Source organism: Erwinia sp. HR93 (assembly GCF_034555055.1).
In the GTDB taxonomy this organism is placed as follows: Bacteria; Pseudomonadota; Gammaproteobacteria; order Enterobacterales; family Enterobacteriaceae; genus Apirhabdus; species Apirhabdus apintestini.
The window spans coordinates 1,776,006-1,789,568 of the sequence record NZ_JAXUDP010000001.1 but is presented as its reverse complement, the minus strand read 5'-3'; the positions used below and the strand labels follow the sequence as shown (position 1 = coordinate 1,789,568).

Here is a 13,563-nt window from a genome sequence, read left to right as displayed (position 1 = left end):
CATTCCCATACTTCGGGCCAGCTATCGCTATTCGCGATTTTAGCGTGGTCCACAGTTTATCAGATTGCCAATTTTCCGAAAAATCAGCGCTGTAACAGAATGCTGCCAGCCAGAGCATGCCAGAACGCAGCGATGTTTAATAAATCGGTGCACTACAGGCGAAATTTACGGCTGCTTAACGCTAATCACCCGCGCATGGTTACGGTATAAGCTCGCCCAGTGCCACTATCAGGGCGCGCTTTGAAGCAATCACCAGCAAATATTGCGAAAGCGCTCAGGGTTACTCGCCGTATATCTGACCGTATGACTAATATTGCGATGCCCCAGATAGTCCTGAATTAAACGCGTATCCATTCCTTTATTCGCCAGTTCAAAACCGCAGGCGTGGCGCAGCATATGCGGATGAACATCAATCCCAAGGTTGGCCTGTTTACCATAGCGCTGAATCAATAAATAAATGGTTTGCCGGGATAACATCTTTCCGCTTTGAGAAGGGAAAAGATAAGGAGAGTCTGCATTCTGAGTATTTTTATTACGCACCACTAACCAACGGTTAAGCGCACTAACGGCGCGTGGAGATAGCGGATGCGTGGAAGAAAAGCCGTTTTTTAGCCTATTGACATAAAGCACTTTACTTTTCATATCAAAATCTGAAAGCCGCAAACTTAATAGTTCGCTCACTCTCAGCCCATGAAAATAGCAAATCAGGATCATACATTTATTTCTTTCATTATTTTTTCCAGTTTCCGCCTGATTTATTAATTTTTCCACTTCGCTTTTGGTAAGAAAGTAACGACTTTTTCTTTTCATATTCCCCCCTGGTTTTAGTGACTCAGAAGCAACCCTTTAATAACCGGGTAGCACAAAACATATCTTCAAGAGAAATCGAGGCATCAATAAACTATTAAAACACGCCGCGCAGAGAGATACCTATGTACTCCCAATGCCTATCTGCACAATGTAGAAATCGTACTGACATAATAAAGATGCTGCAACTCTGCAGAATAAGACTGCATCCGTTTTACCTGGACATATCTATACCGTATTCACCTTATTTTTCGACCTTAAACCTCAGATTCCATCAGGGAAAATACCTAATTCACTATAATAAGATGCTACTGATAGCCAGTGCTAAAAAACAATGGAAAAAGAAATATTATATTACCTGAATATAATGTACCAATCATATTTAACCACTATGGCACTTTATGTCACCCCGAAAAAACATCACAATAATAGGTAATCAGGATAGAATCTGCAAAATACGCCCGTGAATCCGCGCTGACTTTTCAGCAATAAAGGGTAAATACAGAGCGCCACCTCGCCTTATAAAGGCCGTCAGTTATCTTAGCAAGATTAATATAATCAGGGTAATTACGGTCGTATTCTTAATTAAAATTTCACCAAGGAAAAGTGAATAAATTTCTTAACCTTTGATTTTTTGGAATCATGGCATATGAAGTTGACATAGATCAACGCGCCATAAAAATATTCAATAATAAGGTTAAAAACAACGCATGCAGAGCAATTAAAATAACTCTTTGCAGGTATTATAAGCCAAAAATGCCACATAATAGAATGCCAATTGCCATTTTCTTCGGCGTTTAGACATTAAATGTGAGTAACATCCGTTTTACTTAAGCTGGCATTACCACCTTCTTTCCTAAAAGGCATATAGGATAACATCGTCAGCATTGCTAAAGAGCGGGCGCGACTTCATCCCCAATCTGCTGATAGATTCGCCTTACTTTTGCAATATATTCCGTATTAAAACGCGGCGTAGCGGAATGATAGAGACCCACGCCTTTCCATACGTCCCCCCCCATCAGATTGATATTCCGCCTGAGCAACCAACTTCCCACAATCACATTCTTACACGGCTCCAGTAGCTCAGTAATCGTTATCCCTGTACTGGCTAATTCATTTTGGTGAACGGTATTTATCTGCATCAATCCAATATCAATGCTGCTATTTTTATTAATATTTATCGCATCAGCGCGCAGCCCGGATTCCACCACGGCAATGGCATAAATGACGCGCGGCTCAATGTGAAACTCCTCGCCGGCCAGTTGAAAACAGCCCATCTGGCAGTTTGCGGCGGCGGAAAATAAGCATAAAAAGTAACAGTTGATGGTTTTTATCATTCGCTATCCCTGTCGGTGACTACCAGTGCACCTGACGCTACCGCCGCAGGCAGTGGGCGGGCACAGTGTCCCGCACGGTTTTCCTCGGGGTAATTGCGCAGCGCGATTAAACAGTTGCCGTCGCCTTTATAACCCACATGGTAATACGCCAGATTCCAGACATGCGCCCCCAGCCCGGTCGCCGCAGCGTATTTATCCGCCAGCGCGCTGGCAAGCTCTGGCGAGGAAGACGAAAAGGCGATATAAAAACCTTTATCATCAACGTAAATGCGGCTGTCCCTGCGTTCAGCCAAATGATAATTGGCGGGTAAAGAGAGTTGCTTTAATGTGACCTCTCCAACATAGTCCGGATATAATTCCCGATAATACGCCAGCGCATTACGCATATAATCAACATATGCCAGCGCGCTATTCACAGAAGAGGCCGCTGCCGCGGATTCTGTTTGCGTTAAAAAAGAATAACCCGCTGATATTATTGCAATAATAAAAATAGCAATATAGGCCATTTATCTGTCCTTAACTATCATGAAATAGCCAGCCCTGATACTCCACCAGAAAATAATCAAAAAGAATGCCTCTAATATTTAAACTAATAGTCTGCCCCGGCATCTAACAATGCCAGAGGCAGCAATGTTACCAGTCGTTTATTTTCAGGTTTCTTATTTAGCTGTTCGCGTTCACATTAAATTTCATAGCATTTTTATCACTACCGCACGCATCGCTCACATCTTTTAAAGACTTATCATTATCCAGATCTGTACCTGCCACGCTGATACTGCTAAAGTTGCCGGAATGGATCAGTTGCTGAGCAAGTTTAATGCAAGACTCTTTCGGTACATTCGGATAATCAATTACAAAGCCATTACCTGAATTTGTGACGCTTACCGTAACGGTACCCGCCCATTCATTTTTAGCTGAACCATCGCTTTTATTGATAGCCAGACTTTTTGGAATAGTATCCGTATCAATAAGCACTTTCGTCAAATCATCGCCGTCATTTCCATAGCCGTTAACGTTCTGCAACGCGCGCGTAGAAGAATAGAGCCCCAGAATGCTGTTCATTGCATCATTGGTGCTCGAACTGGAAAATAGCTGGCCCATTTTACTGGCAGAAAGCGCAATAATAGAAAACCCCACAATAAGAACAATAATAAGTTCCAGTGCGGTAAAACCACGTTCTTTCTTTAATAAATGGGACTGGTATTGTATAGAATCCTTAGATAAGATCATTGTTACACCTTTTAAAATAAATAAAGATTAACCTACCGATGCCTGAATCGCATCCTGAATCCCCCCGGCACCGGAAATAACTAACAGCATAATGACGCCCACACTGGCAACGCCTAGCATTAGCATCATTTTGGCTACGCCCTGTATTTTAACGACGGTTTCTTCCAGCCACCGGTTACCAAAATTAATAATGGCTTCATCGATTCCACTATAGGTTGAAATAACGGATAAAAAACGATTTGCTTTTTCATCCGGAAATCGATACCCCGATGCCGTCAGCGATTCGCCGAAGTTCATTCCCTCAGATAATCCGTGCATTGCCGCATGAATACGCTCTTTCAACCAGGGATTTGCCTGTTCCGCTAATATTTCCAGCGCCGTATTCAAACGCATTCCGGATTTAATCAGCGCGCCGACGTTCAGTAAAAAAGATGCGCCGTGCACCAGCCGATATATCGACCACGGAGGCAGCACATCCAGCAAAATACGCAGGCGCCCGCGCAGATAGGGAAAACTGAATGTGATAAGCAATACGGTGGCAATCAGCACCGCTATCGCCATCACGCCATAGCCGGTAACGAACGCTGCGATATCGCGTAATATTCCTGCAGATCCACTCCATTTTTGCGGATCGACGACTTTCGCCAGCTTGGGGACGAGATCGGTCGCCACCATATGCAGCAAAAACCCCATCATGCTGAATAGCACCAGCGGATAAGCGATAGCGCCTACAATAGCCCCGACGATTTTTTTACGCGCAGTCATTATTTTTTCCGCTTCGCTGAACGCATCGCTCAACCGGCCGGCAAGCTCGCCTGCCTGTAGCAACATCGCTTCTTCTACCGGCACCCACCAGGACATGGCTTCACTGAAAGCGTCGCCGTCATTCATGCGCTGAAGACATTCGTCAATCACAATAGCCACCGGAGCCGACTTCTTTTTACCGTCGTGGCTGTAGACGGAATATAATTCGGCCAGCGCCTCATTCAGCCGCACCTGATTATTCAGCAGCAGCGTTAAAGAGCGATAAAAATCCATCCGTGCTCCCGCCGCAAAAGACAGGCGCGCCAGATAGCGGTTTAGCGGTGCCAGCAATGCATTGATCCCCTGAGTTACTGCGGTCTCGGACACAATCCGGCTCCTTCATCATCATCCAGCATACAAACATCGCGTTCCCCTTCGCAGGGATCGATAAGCCCCTGATTTATCATTTGAATCAGGATATGGTTACGCGTTAACCCACCCATTTGCTCCACCCAGTAGCGGCGCGCGGCGCTCTTCCCTTGGCTGATATAAATTTCCATCAGCGTGTTATCCGGTTCCACCACCTCCGCGACTACGGTGCGCCCGCTAATGCCGCTAAAACCGCAGGCCTTACAGCCGTCGCCGCGCAAAAAAACATTCGCTATTTGGCAATATTTCTCAACCCGCTGGCGAATATCCGGCGCTACGTGCTGAGCGTACCGATGCCAGGGTTTACGGCAGTGAGGGCACAGCTTACGCGCCAGTACCTGGCTGATTAGCCCGGTCAATAAGGAAGCATCCGTCAAAATCGCCGGAGAAACGCCGATATCCTGCAGACGGGTCAAAATAGCCAGCGCGTCGTTGGCATGCACCGTTGTCCACACACCGTGGCCCGTCATAGCAGCGCGGAAGGTCGCCACGGCCGAATGCAGATCGCGCACCTCCCCGCACATTAAAATATCCGGATCGAGTCGCATGGCATTGGAAATCGCCCGCGCCCACTCGCGGCTTATCGCATCATCGTCATTCTTATCGCACTGGATGGGCGTCTGCACCGCACCGCTAATTCGGTATTCCGGCGGATCTTCCAGCGTCAGGACGTGCGCTTTTCCTTCACGCTGCGCGATAATACGTTTCAGCACGCACTCAAGGGTGGTGGACTTCCCGGAGCCGGTCGGGCCGGACAAAATATTGATCCCGAAACGCCGGGCGGTCATGCGGTTAATGAGCGCGACCTGCTCGCCGGTGTATCCCAAATGTTCGAGTTCCAGGTTATTGCTGCCGCGATCGTAAAGTAGCCGAATCACCATCAGCAGGCCCGAATCGGTGGGGCGCGTGGCAATACGCCCGCCGTACAAACCGCATTTTTCCAGCGAAGAACTCATTAACCGCGCATCCTGGCTACGGCGCGGGTTAAATACCGGCTCTGCGACATCGCACATTGTTTGATAAATAGTGGCGCAAATATCGTTGCCGTCGCTTTCCGAGAGTTCCTGATAGCGCCGCAACTCACCGTCCACGCGATATTTAATATTGGTCACGTTCTCCCTGACAATAATATGAATATCGCTGGCTTTAATTCCTACCGCATTACGAATTATAGAAATAACTTCTTCTTGTCTTCCGGATGATTGAGTTTCCTCACCTGAAAAACCTACGTTTTGGCTATATAACTGGGTGATCTCCTCAATACTTACTAACTCAACTGTAAACTTAACTCTATTACGTCGTAATTTATCAATGAAGGCCAATACCCAATAGGATTTCTCATGCGATGCGGAAATGTATAATTCACCACTGCTGGAAAAATAGATAATTTTCCTGGCATCATCATTTAATTCGTAGGGGCCGCCTTTCATCGTCAGGCAACGATGCTCTTTAATATTTACATCCATTTATATTCACCGTTAGTTTTTAATAATGGCGTGCGACGTTCCAGAGAGGGTATATGCCACGCCATCTTTCTCAACGATGACTTTATCAATACGAATTCGTTTTACTTGTTCTCCACAGAGTAGTGTATCTCCTTCCTGCGCCTCTATCGCCGCAGACGAATTATAATAAAAGCTCGCATAATTCCGATTATTCACGCCATAAACGGCCTTTAACGCCAGCGCGCCAATACCTTTGCTGGTACAGACTTCCGAAGCCGACACCTTTACATCTTTCATCGCGCTTAGCTCTTTTTCCAGTTTGGCGCGATCGAGAGCGGACTTCAGCATAAGCATACTTTGTTGATTGCTGGTAATATCTCCAACGGTGGGCGCTGCCACTGATAAAGCGCTGCCCCCCAACATCGTCAGAGCAAAAATAGCGCAGGTTATTTTTTTATTTACCATAAACTTCCCCAGTGAGAGTCCAGCTTATTTTATTCGTCGTAGATAATTTGCTGTGAATAGAACGCACCACTACGCCATCCATGTTTTTTAATTGCATTACAGTTAACGGTGATAATTCTGTCGTCAGCTCATATTTTGCCATCCTCATGCCGCTACTCAGCACATCATCCATTTTCCCTTTAGCTATTCCGGATTGCAGTATTTCCAGAACGTCGCTGGCTATCGACTTAATCGGCTGTAATTGCTCCATCTTTCTATCGCCGGAAACCTTGATTAAAGAAATAACTTCAGCGAACATGCCCTGCTGAAAACGGAATTTTTTATCCTGCAAAGATTGCGCGAAGTTTTTACTGGTGGCGTGGATTCCCGCTTTATAGTGGGCCAGCACTTTTTCCCCGTCGCAGCGCATATCTACCAATGCCCAGCCGGCGATATCCACCGGATACTGATACATTTCGTTCACGCAGGCGGTAATCATTTGTCTTGCTGGCTTCACGCCGCGCCACGCCCGCTCGGCGAACCCGGAGACCTTTAAGCGCGCAAGCTGCTCAGCGCGCTCGCGCTCGATGCGCTCCTGCTCAAGCTGGTGCTGATAGTATCCCCAGCCGCCGGCGGTTATCCCCAGCGTCAGTGCTATAGCAAGCCCGCGGGTCAGCAGCAGTCTGGCGCGGCGCCTTATTTGCTGCGAGAAAAGAATGCGATAGCTGCTTTTCATCGTCGCGCCTTTCAAACGCGCCAGCAAATCGATATTTTCACCCGCCAGCCCTTCAATCCCGCTGACGTACTTTATCTCCCAAGGAAATAGCTCGCTATAATCCCGATAGCGCTCAGTGGCCAGCGCCTCGTCGTCAAAAATAGCGTCACCGCCGGGCACCACAATACCGTTATCGATAGCAGCCAGCCAAAACCGCCCGTCCGGCAACCGAAACAGTCCCAACCATGAATCTCCGAGCGTCTCCCTGAGCAGCAAAATGGCGCTCCAGCAGCGTCGGTTCTGCGGCAGGCTATTCGTCATGCCGCACTGCGCCCGGTTCCCCTGAATATGCGTCAGATAATATTGGCATTTTTCATTTTTAATCAGGCCTTTAACCTCAACCTGAATATTACGAACGGTATGAATGGGCTGCCAGATTAGCCCGGCAACGGCGGTATCCTTGCCCGCCAGTGCCAGTAGCGACAGATTTTCTTCCGCCCCAGTAACCTGAGGCTGCCTGTTTTTTTTCATGGCTACTCCATTACTACCGGGCTAATCATGATCACAATAATGCTGCGTTTGTCCGAGGTATTAACCCCGCCGCCCAATAGCCAGTTAAAGGCGCTGCCAAAGCCATTGCGCTTAGCCTGTTTCGCATTCTGCTCAAAGCCAGATAGCACCAGCGTTTGCCCGGAGCGCAGCTTCACTTTTTGCGAGAAAATACGGTTTTCTACTTCCGGAACCTGAATTTTGTTGCCATCGTCGGCGTCGCTGCTTTTCACTTCCTTCAGGCTTTTCAGCTCGCTAATGTTGATAGAGTACTGCAGTAAAAGCTGCTCATCGGGCATTACGAACGGCAGTAAATTCATATTAAAACCGCTGGTCACACTGCCCGGCGTTAGGGTTACGGACGTCCCCACATTCGCGGTACTGTTGCTTTCAACTCGCGCCAGATAGCTGGTCTGCGTGGCCACTTGCACCGGCACCGGCTGCATATTTAGCGTCGTTACCGACGGAGACGTCATGACGGACACTTTCCCCTGCTGCGCCAGTGCATCCATGATGAATTTTGAGTTAGCAAAATTACCGTTAAGAATAGAAGCAGAGATATTCGCATTCCCCCCCGAAGCGCCCGACTCCGCGGTATTACCCAGCAACGAAGCGCCAAATTTCCCGCCGCCGTAGATAAGGTTCCAGTCGATGCCAAACTGGCTGGAATCATCCAGCGTCACGGACAGCACTTTCACATTCAGCAGCACCTGCTTGGTTATCGCACGATTCTCGCCGTCGATATAACGCTGGATCCGGTCCAGCACCTCCGGTGTATCCGTAACGGTTAGCGTGCCGGTAGAAGGCGAAATGGACAGCCTGCCCACATTTTGGGTCAGCATCGACTGCACGCTGTTCTGAATATCATTCACCATATCGCTTTTCAGGTTAACCGAGGTGGTTTGCGAACTCTGTCCGCTATCGCTGGAGTCACTGCTCCCCGATGTCGAGCCCTCCTGGCTGCTGCCGATACCTGCATCGATACCCGACTGCACCACCGAGCGCATATCCGTCGTTGACGGGATCGCGAAAATATTAAAGGTTCGTGACTCCAAATAATAAAGGTTGACCTCGCCCCCGCTATATTTCCACGATAGCCCCATAGACGACGCCACCGTATCCAGCAGCCCATCCAGTTTCCCCTGCCAGCGAATATCAACCAGCCGTTCGTCCGGCGCAGCGCTGCCCGGCACCTTACGGCTATCGCCCAGCATACCGTTAGTTTTCTGCTCCGCGTCCAGCGTAATGCGTACCGGTACGCCGCATAGCCGGGTTACGGTTTTACTGAACTCATTCAGCGTCACCGGCGTGCCGGTGGCAAAAGTTATCGCACAATTTTTATTTGTCGGAATTCGGTTCTTATTCATTAATACCGGTGAGCCGGAAACCCACGGCCCCTCGTGAATATGTAAATTATCCGCCGACCTGTTTTGTAATGCCTGAGTGATGTTCTTGCTGTGACGATAATCGAGATCAATTTGCTTCTCATTTTTCTTAGCCTGCGGAAAAGCACAGCCAGCCAGTAAAAAAATGGAAGGGATCATGAATGTGGCAATTTTTTTGTTATGCATTTTTTTTATTTCTATTTAGTAGAGAAGACCGCGATAGACTGCCGGGGATAGACATCCAGGCGCAGCACGCGCGAAGCGGTTGAGTAACTTTGCGCCAGCATATCCAGCGCCTGAAGATAGGAGCCTGAAATACAGAAATCTGCTTCCAGCGGATAGTCGTAATCAGACTGCCACTTCACCTGCCAGTGCGCTTTACTGGCCCAGCTCCGCATATTTTCACTGAGCGTCATCGCTTTGTTCATACACCATGTCCCGGCAATGCCCTGAGTGCGCAAAACGTCGGCGCGCGTGCGGGCTTCAGCGTCAGCAATAATCGACTCCGATGACAGAGGGCGAGAGGCCAGCATCTCTTCTCCCTGCGCGTTCGCCTCATTCAGCAGCCGATTAACGCGCTCAACGCCGGGGCTGGTTTTAGGCTCAGGCACCGCGTTCCACACCGGATCGCGCTGTTTTAACGGCGCCATCTTTGCGCCGTCAAACAGCCCGGTCGATGAACAGGGAAGCATTCCGCCGTTGCATGAAGCCAGCGCCTGACTTCCCCATAATCCCAATACAATTGCGGGTATAAAAACACGGACTTTAAGCATCTGCGCGCCTCTGGTTAAGCGGTTTACAAGAAAGGAATGCATCGCGTAACTGTTTAAATTGCAGATCCGGCTGCGACCTTGATTTGCATTCAACGTCCTTACGCATTTTCTTCCGGACGGTTTGTTTAATTTCGGTCACTAACAGGTGGGTTTTCACTACATTCCCTTTCCCTGCTTTAATACGTTTTACTCTGCAGCTAAATACGTTCGAATATCGGCGATGGATCATGGATAGAATATTCGTTGCCTGACGCACACTAATCCCAAAATTTGCGGCGACATCATCACAGCAAATATATTCCTGGCGTAAGTAGCTCCAGCGCGCAATATATTTATACAGCGCATTTTCTTCATACTGCCAAAGTTCACGCGGGAGGATATAAGAATGATGATTCGCCTGCCGGGCAGGCATAACTCTTTTGAGTGAATGATTAGCCGTTAATGATGACATTTGATATCTCCACATCTAACAAAATGACTTATTTTGTTAGATGCCACCCACAGCCACCGGCTAACTCATTAACATTTAAAACAATATTGTTTTAATCTTAGATATTCATTGTTTAATCATTGATGAATAAAATCGATAAATATTGCTCAAATTTTAAAATACAGATAAAAAAGGCATCAAAAATAAAAATTAATATATATGTCAATAATATTACCAGGGTTTGCACCTTAAATTTAATAAAGGTATCGACCCCAACGTAAAGCTTTTGTATACTTCTAACAAAATAAGTCATTTTGTTAAACACGCATTTTTACAAACAAATCTATCTCATTATAATAAAAAGAAAAAAAACACCATGTTAAGAAAATACTTAAATTGAATGCATTTTGTTAACTTCAGAGTTTCTTATGCACTGTTCAATTACATCTATTTTAAAGTGTTTCTTCATCCATCAGAGTGTTAATAAACGTATCATTTACCTGTAGTCTAGGAGCCTGCGCGCCCGGCGTCAGGGCGGGCAAAAACGCGTCGGCACAGACGGAAGAGGAGACAAACTCGCGCTTTCGCTTATCGCCGGTCATTTCAACACAGGGCGCGCAAACCGTATTCATAGCCCGTACACCACCCGCGTGGCCTCCCACCGTTTATCTCCGCCGCACGCGCCGGGCCTTCGGCCAGCAGAAAAGCACAATAGACAGCAACAGCCGTAAATCTTAAAGGTAAACAGGCATTCAGACACAGGCAGGCCGCGATGAGGCTCCGGCGATAGGCTAGCGGTAAAACAGAAACGGGCGACGATAAAGACGCATCCGAAGTGCCCGTAGTACCCGTAGTACCCGTAGTACCCGCAGTCCCGCAGTGCCCGCAGCGTCCAATGTGTCCGATGTTCCCGTAGTACCCGAAGTACCCGGAGGAGATAATAAGGCAAGAGGATTCAGCGGTTGGGGCAGTGAAACCATCCAGAATAGTGTAATAACCGCTCCAGGGCCGGCGCGGCGAAAAACCCCATGCCAAACGCTTATTGCCACACCGCCTGCGCTTTAACGGCCGGGGATATAGGGCGCGGGCAGCGGCGCGCCGCCGCTTGACACTGCGCCATCGCTATCCGGCCAGGGGTTTGAAAATAATAATCCTCTACCAGCCCAGGGCTGGCGCTTACTCCTGCGGCTCCGGATCGTAGTCCAGCCCCATTACCACGCGCAGGATGCCGGCCACCGGCTCATAAAACGCCGGGGTGATAAACTGCCCCACCGCCACATCGCGCATTAGCCCGCGCGCCAGCGGGATATTTTCCACCACCGCCACGCCCTCGCGTTCAGCCAGCGCATTAATCATTCTGGCGCGCTCCCCCTGCGCCTTTTCAATCACCTTCGGCAGCGGGCAGCGCGCGGGATCGAACCATAAACAGACGGAAAGATGGGTAGGGTTTTTAATAATCACGCTACTACTGCGGACTTTTTGCCGTATTCCCTCCTGCTGCATTTCCCGATGCGCTTCACGGCGGCGCTGCTTAATTTCGGGGTTCCCTTCAGAATCTTTGAACTCCTGTTTAACTTCCTCTTTGGTCATCCGCAGCTGTTTCATCAGGCTAAAGCGCTGAAATGCATAATCAGCTGCGCCAAAGAAAAGATACCCTCCCAGCAGCCCGAGCAGCAGTTCAAAACATACATGGGACAGTAGCGGCATCGCACAGCCAGCGCCGCACACGGCAGCGTACTGAAACGCAGAAAACTGGCGGCGTAAAATAATGAAAAACAGCAGGCCGATCAGGACGATTTTGACCACCGACTTCGTCAGTTCAAACAGATTTTTTACTGAAAACATTTGCTTTAGGTTAGCGATAACATTCAGTTTACCGGCGCCTTTGGCGATAGCCTCCCCCGAGAAGAGGATACCCACCTGCCCGAACAAAGCGGCCAAGGTAGCAACCGTAAGCGCACAGGCCACGGTGCCGAGAATTTTAGCTACCTCCGCCGCCCACATTATCGTCAGCGCGGTGATAGCGCCCTCATCCATCTGAACGGCGCGCTGCAGCGTGTCCTGCAGCAGGCGCTGAATATCCTGATACCACTGCTGGCCGCACAGCGCCAGCAACAGCGTAATCACCCCCAACTGTGCCGCCGAGGTCACTTCCACGCTTTTCACCACCTGCCCTTTCTTGCGGGCGTCGCGTAAACGCTTACCGGTAGGCTGCTCCGTTTTTTCACTCATGTGAAAGACCTTCCAGTAACCGGGTCAGCGCCAGCGGCAGGCTATCGAGATGCGTGAAGTACACGCTAACGCTGAACCAGAGGCTAATAATCAACATGACTAGCGCCATCGCGCTCTTAATCGGCATTGCGAGGAAAAAAACGTTTAACTGCTGGGCTGACCGATTCATCAGGCCAATCGCCAAATCCGTCAGCACCATCACTACCACGGAAGGCAGCACAAAACTAATGCATAAGGTGAACAGCGTGCGCCACTGGGCTAACAGCAGAGCCAGCCAGCGATCGCTCAACTGCAGGCGCGCGCCCGGAGGAATTATTTGATACGAGCGATAGAGGATAGCCAGCATTTGATTCAATCCGCCGTACATAAAAAATAGCGCGATAAAAAGCTGAACAAACAAAATCCCTAATACCGACGCCGCCTCCCCCAGGCTGGGATTTAATACCGAGCCCATCGATGAACCGCGAATGGTATCCACGATGAAACCGGCGCTGTCCAGCGCCCAAAAAGGGATTGCCATCACCAGGCCAATTAACACCCCTATCATCAACTCCTGCCCCACGAATAGCGCACTAAACGAGTGGCCGGATACCGGCGCGGGGCTGCGTATATAAAGCGGCACGACGGGAATACTAAACGCCAGAATAACGCCGTTACGCAGCAGCGTGCTGCCCAGATTGCGGGCGCCCAGCAGAGGAAACATGACGCACATGCCGAGCGGGCGCAGCGCAGCGAAAAACAGGATGGCGGGGTTGGACAACAGCGCTTCCATCTCAGGCGCCCATTTTGGCTATCTGGTCAAACACCAGCACCGTGTAATTAAAAAGATTATCGCCAAGCCAGTGATAACTGGCGACCAGCGTAATACTCACCGCCACCAGCTTAATCAGAAATTGCAGGGTTTGATCCTGCAGTTGGGTCAGCGTTTGCAACAGGCTTACCATAATACCAACCACTGAGGCCACAATAACCGTCGGCAGCGACAGCAGCAAAACCAACCACAGCAGCTCGACGGCCAATTGAATAATGACGCGCTCACTCAT

Annotated in this window: 15 protein-coding genes; all 15 read right to left on the bottom strand. The window is 49.0% G+C overall.

The genetic code is table 11. The annotated features are described in order from the left end of the window. Positions 1–249: 249 nt before the first annotated feature. Positions 250–810, bottom strand: coding sequence for a tyrosine-type DNA invertase (locus tag SFA31_RS08285; protein ID WP_322837567.1), 561 nt, complete (start codon positions 808–810; stop codon positions 250–252). An 887-nt stretch (positions 811–1,697) separates the two neighbouring features. Beyond that, positions 1,698–2,144 (bottom strand): lytic transglycosylase domain-containing protein, encoded by a 447-nt coding sequence (locus SFA31_RS08280; protein WP_322837566.1) that lies wholly within the window; start codon positions 2,142–2,144, stop codon positions 1,698–1,700. Continuing rightward, positions 2,141–2,650 carry a type IV pilus biogenesis protein PilM gene (locus tag SFA31_RS08275; RefSeq protein ID WP_322837565.1) on the bottom strand — a complete coding sequence of 170 codons (510 nt, stop codon included), beginning with the start codon at positions 2,648–2,650 and terminating at the stop codon, positions 2,141–2,143. Before SFA31_RS08275 ends, SFA31_RS08280 begins: the two co-directional genes overlap by 4 nt. A 157-nt stretch (positions 2,651–2,807) precedes the next feature. After that, the gene (locus tag SFA31_RS08270) at positions 2,808–3,374 is read right to left on the bottom strand and encodes a type 4 pilus major pilin (protein WP_322837564.1); all 567 of its coding nucleotides are present in this window, start codon (positions 3,372–3,374) and stop codon (positions 2,808–2,810) included. Between the two features lie 27 nt (positions 3,375–3,401). Further along, a complete protein-coding gene (locus SFA31_RS08265; protein ID WP_322837563.1) occupies positions 3,402–4,505 on the bottom strand; it encodes a type II secretion system F family protein in 1,104 nt (367 codons plus the stop codon). Next, a complete protein-coding gene (locus tag SFA31_RS08260) occupies positions 4,487–6,013 on the bottom strand; it encodes a GspE/PulE family protein (protein WP_322837562.1) in 1,527 nt (508 codons plus the stop codon). The genes SFA31_RS08265 and SFA31_RS08260 overlap by 19 nt, the downstream gene beginning before the upstream one ends. A gap of 12 nt (positions 6,014–6,025) precedes the next feature. Continuing rightward, positions 6,026–6,457, bottom strand: coding sequence for a hypothetical protein (locus SFA31_RS08255; protein WP_322837561.1), 432 nt, complete (start codon positions 6,455–6,457; stop codon positions 6,026–6,028). Further along, the gene (gene pilO2, locus SFA31_RS08250; RefSeq protein WP_322837560.1) at positions 6,447–7,682 is read right to left on the bottom strand and encodes a type 4b pilus protein PilO2; all 1,236 of its coding nucleotides are present in this window, start codon (positions 7,680–7,682) and stop codon (positions 6,447–6,449) included. The genes SFA31_RS08255 and pilO2 overlap by 11 nt, the downstream gene beginning before the upstream one ends. Positions 7,683–7,684: 2 nt before the next feature. Beyond that, positions 7,685–9,271, bottom strand: a complete 1,587-nt coding sequence (locus SFA31_RS08245; RefSeq protein ID WP_322837559.1) for a PilN family type IVB pilus formation outer membrane protein — start codon at positions 9,269–9,271, stop codon at positions 7,685–7,687. A gap of 11 nt (positions 9,272–9,282) precedes the next feature. Next, on the bottom strand, positions 9,283–9,858 hold the full coding sequence (locus SFA31_RS08240) for a TcpQ domain-containing protein (protein WP_322837558.1): 576 nt from the start codon (positions 9,856–9,858) through the stop codon (positions 9,283–9,285). Further along, complete coding sequence (locus tag SFA31_RS08235; RefSeq protein ID WP_322837557.1) at positions 9,851–10,309, bottom strand: CaiF/GrlA family transcriptional regulator; 459 nt, start codon at positions 10,307–10,309, stop codon at positions 9,851–9,853. Before SFA31_RS08235 ends, SFA31_RS08240 begins: the two co-directional genes overlap by 8 nt. A gap of 431 nt (positions 10,310–10,740) precedes the next feature. Further along, a complete protein-coding gene (locus SFA31_RS08230) occupies positions 10,741–10,920 on the bottom strand; it encodes a hypothetical protein (RefSeq protein ID WP_322837556.1) in 180 nt (59 codons plus the stop codon). A gap of 544 nt (positions 10,921–11,464) precedes the next feature. Continuing rightward, on the bottom strand, positions 11,465–12,520 hold the full coding sequence (locus tag SFA31_RS08225) for an EscU/YscU/HrcU family type III secretion system export apparatus switch protein (protein WP_322837555.1): 1,056 nt from the start codon (positions 12,518–12,520) through the stop codon (positions 11,465–11,467). Then, positions 12,513–13,292, bottom strand: a complete 780-nt coding sequence (sctT, locus tag SFA31_RS08220; protein WP_322837554.1) for a type III secretion system export apparatus subunit SctT — start codon at positions 13,290–13,292, stop codon at positions 12,513–12,515. Before sctT ends, SFA31_RS08225 begins: the two co-directional genes overlap by 8 nt. A gap of 1 nt (position 13,293) precedes the next feature. Next, complete coding sequence (gene sctS, locus SFA31_RS08215) at positions 13,294–13,563, bottom strand: type III secretion system export apparatus subunit SctS (protein ID WP_322837553.1); 270 nt, start codon at positions 13,561–13,563, stop codon at positions 13,294–13,296.

Bases quoted from the DNA above. Each gene is read 5' to 3' on its own strand.
- SFA31_RS08275 (WP_322837565.1), bottom strand. From the start codon at position 2,650: ATGGCCTATATTGCTATTTTTATTATTGCAATAATATCAGCGGGTTAT.
- SFA31_RS08255 (WP_322837561.1), bottom strand. From the start codon at position 6,457: ATGGTAAATAAAAAAATAACCTGCGCTATTTTTGCTCTGACGATGTTG.
- SFA31_RS08260 (WP_322837562.1), bottom strand. From the start codon at position 6,013: ATGGATGTAAATATTAAAGAGCATCGTTGCCTGACGATGAAAGGCGGC.
- SFA31_RS08240 (WP_322837558.1), bottom strand. From the start codon at position 9,858: ATGCTTAAAGTCCGTGTTTTTATACCCGCAATTGTATTGGGATTATGG.
- SFA31_RS08280 (WP_322837566.1), bottom strand. From the start codon at position 2,144: ATGATAAAAACCATCAACTGTTACTTTTTATGCTTATTTTCCGCCGCC.
- SFA31_RS08270 (WP_322837564.1), bottom strand. From the start codon at position 3,374: ATGATCTTATCTAAGGATTCTATACAATACCAGTCCCATTTATTAAAG.
- sctS (WP_322837553.1), bottom strand. From the start codon at position 13,563: ATGAGTGAGCGCGTCATTATTCAATTGGCCGTCGAGCTGCTGTGGTTG.
- sctT (WP_322837554.1), bottom strand. From the start codon at position 13,292: ATGGAAGCGCTGTTGTCCAACCCCGCCATCCTGTTTTTCGCTGCGCTG.
- SFA31_RS08230 (WP_322837556.1), bottom strand. From the start codon at position 10,920: ATGAATACGGTTTGCGCGCCCTGTGTTGAAATGACCGGCGATAAGCGA.
- pilO2 (WP_322837560.1), bottom strand. From the start codon at position 7,682: ATGAAAAAAAACAGGCAGCCTCAGGTTACTGGGGCGGAAGAAAATCTG.
- SFA31_RS08285 (WP_322837567.1), bottom strand. From the start codon at position 810: ATGAAAAGAAAAAGTCGTTACTTTCTTACCAAAAGCGAAGTGGAAAAA.
- SFA31_RS08225 (WP_322837555.1), bottom strand. From the start codon at position 12,520: ATGAGTGAAAAAACGGAGCAGCCTACCGGTAAGCGTTTACGCGACGCC.
- SFA31_RS08245 (WP_322837559.1), bottom strand. From the start codon at position 9,271: ATGCATAACAAAAAAATTGCCACATTCATGATCCCTTCCATTTTTTTA.
- SFA31_RS08235 (WP_322837557.1), bottom strand. From the start codon at position 10,309: ATGTCATCATTAACGGCTAATCATTCACTCAAAAGAGTTATGCCTGCC.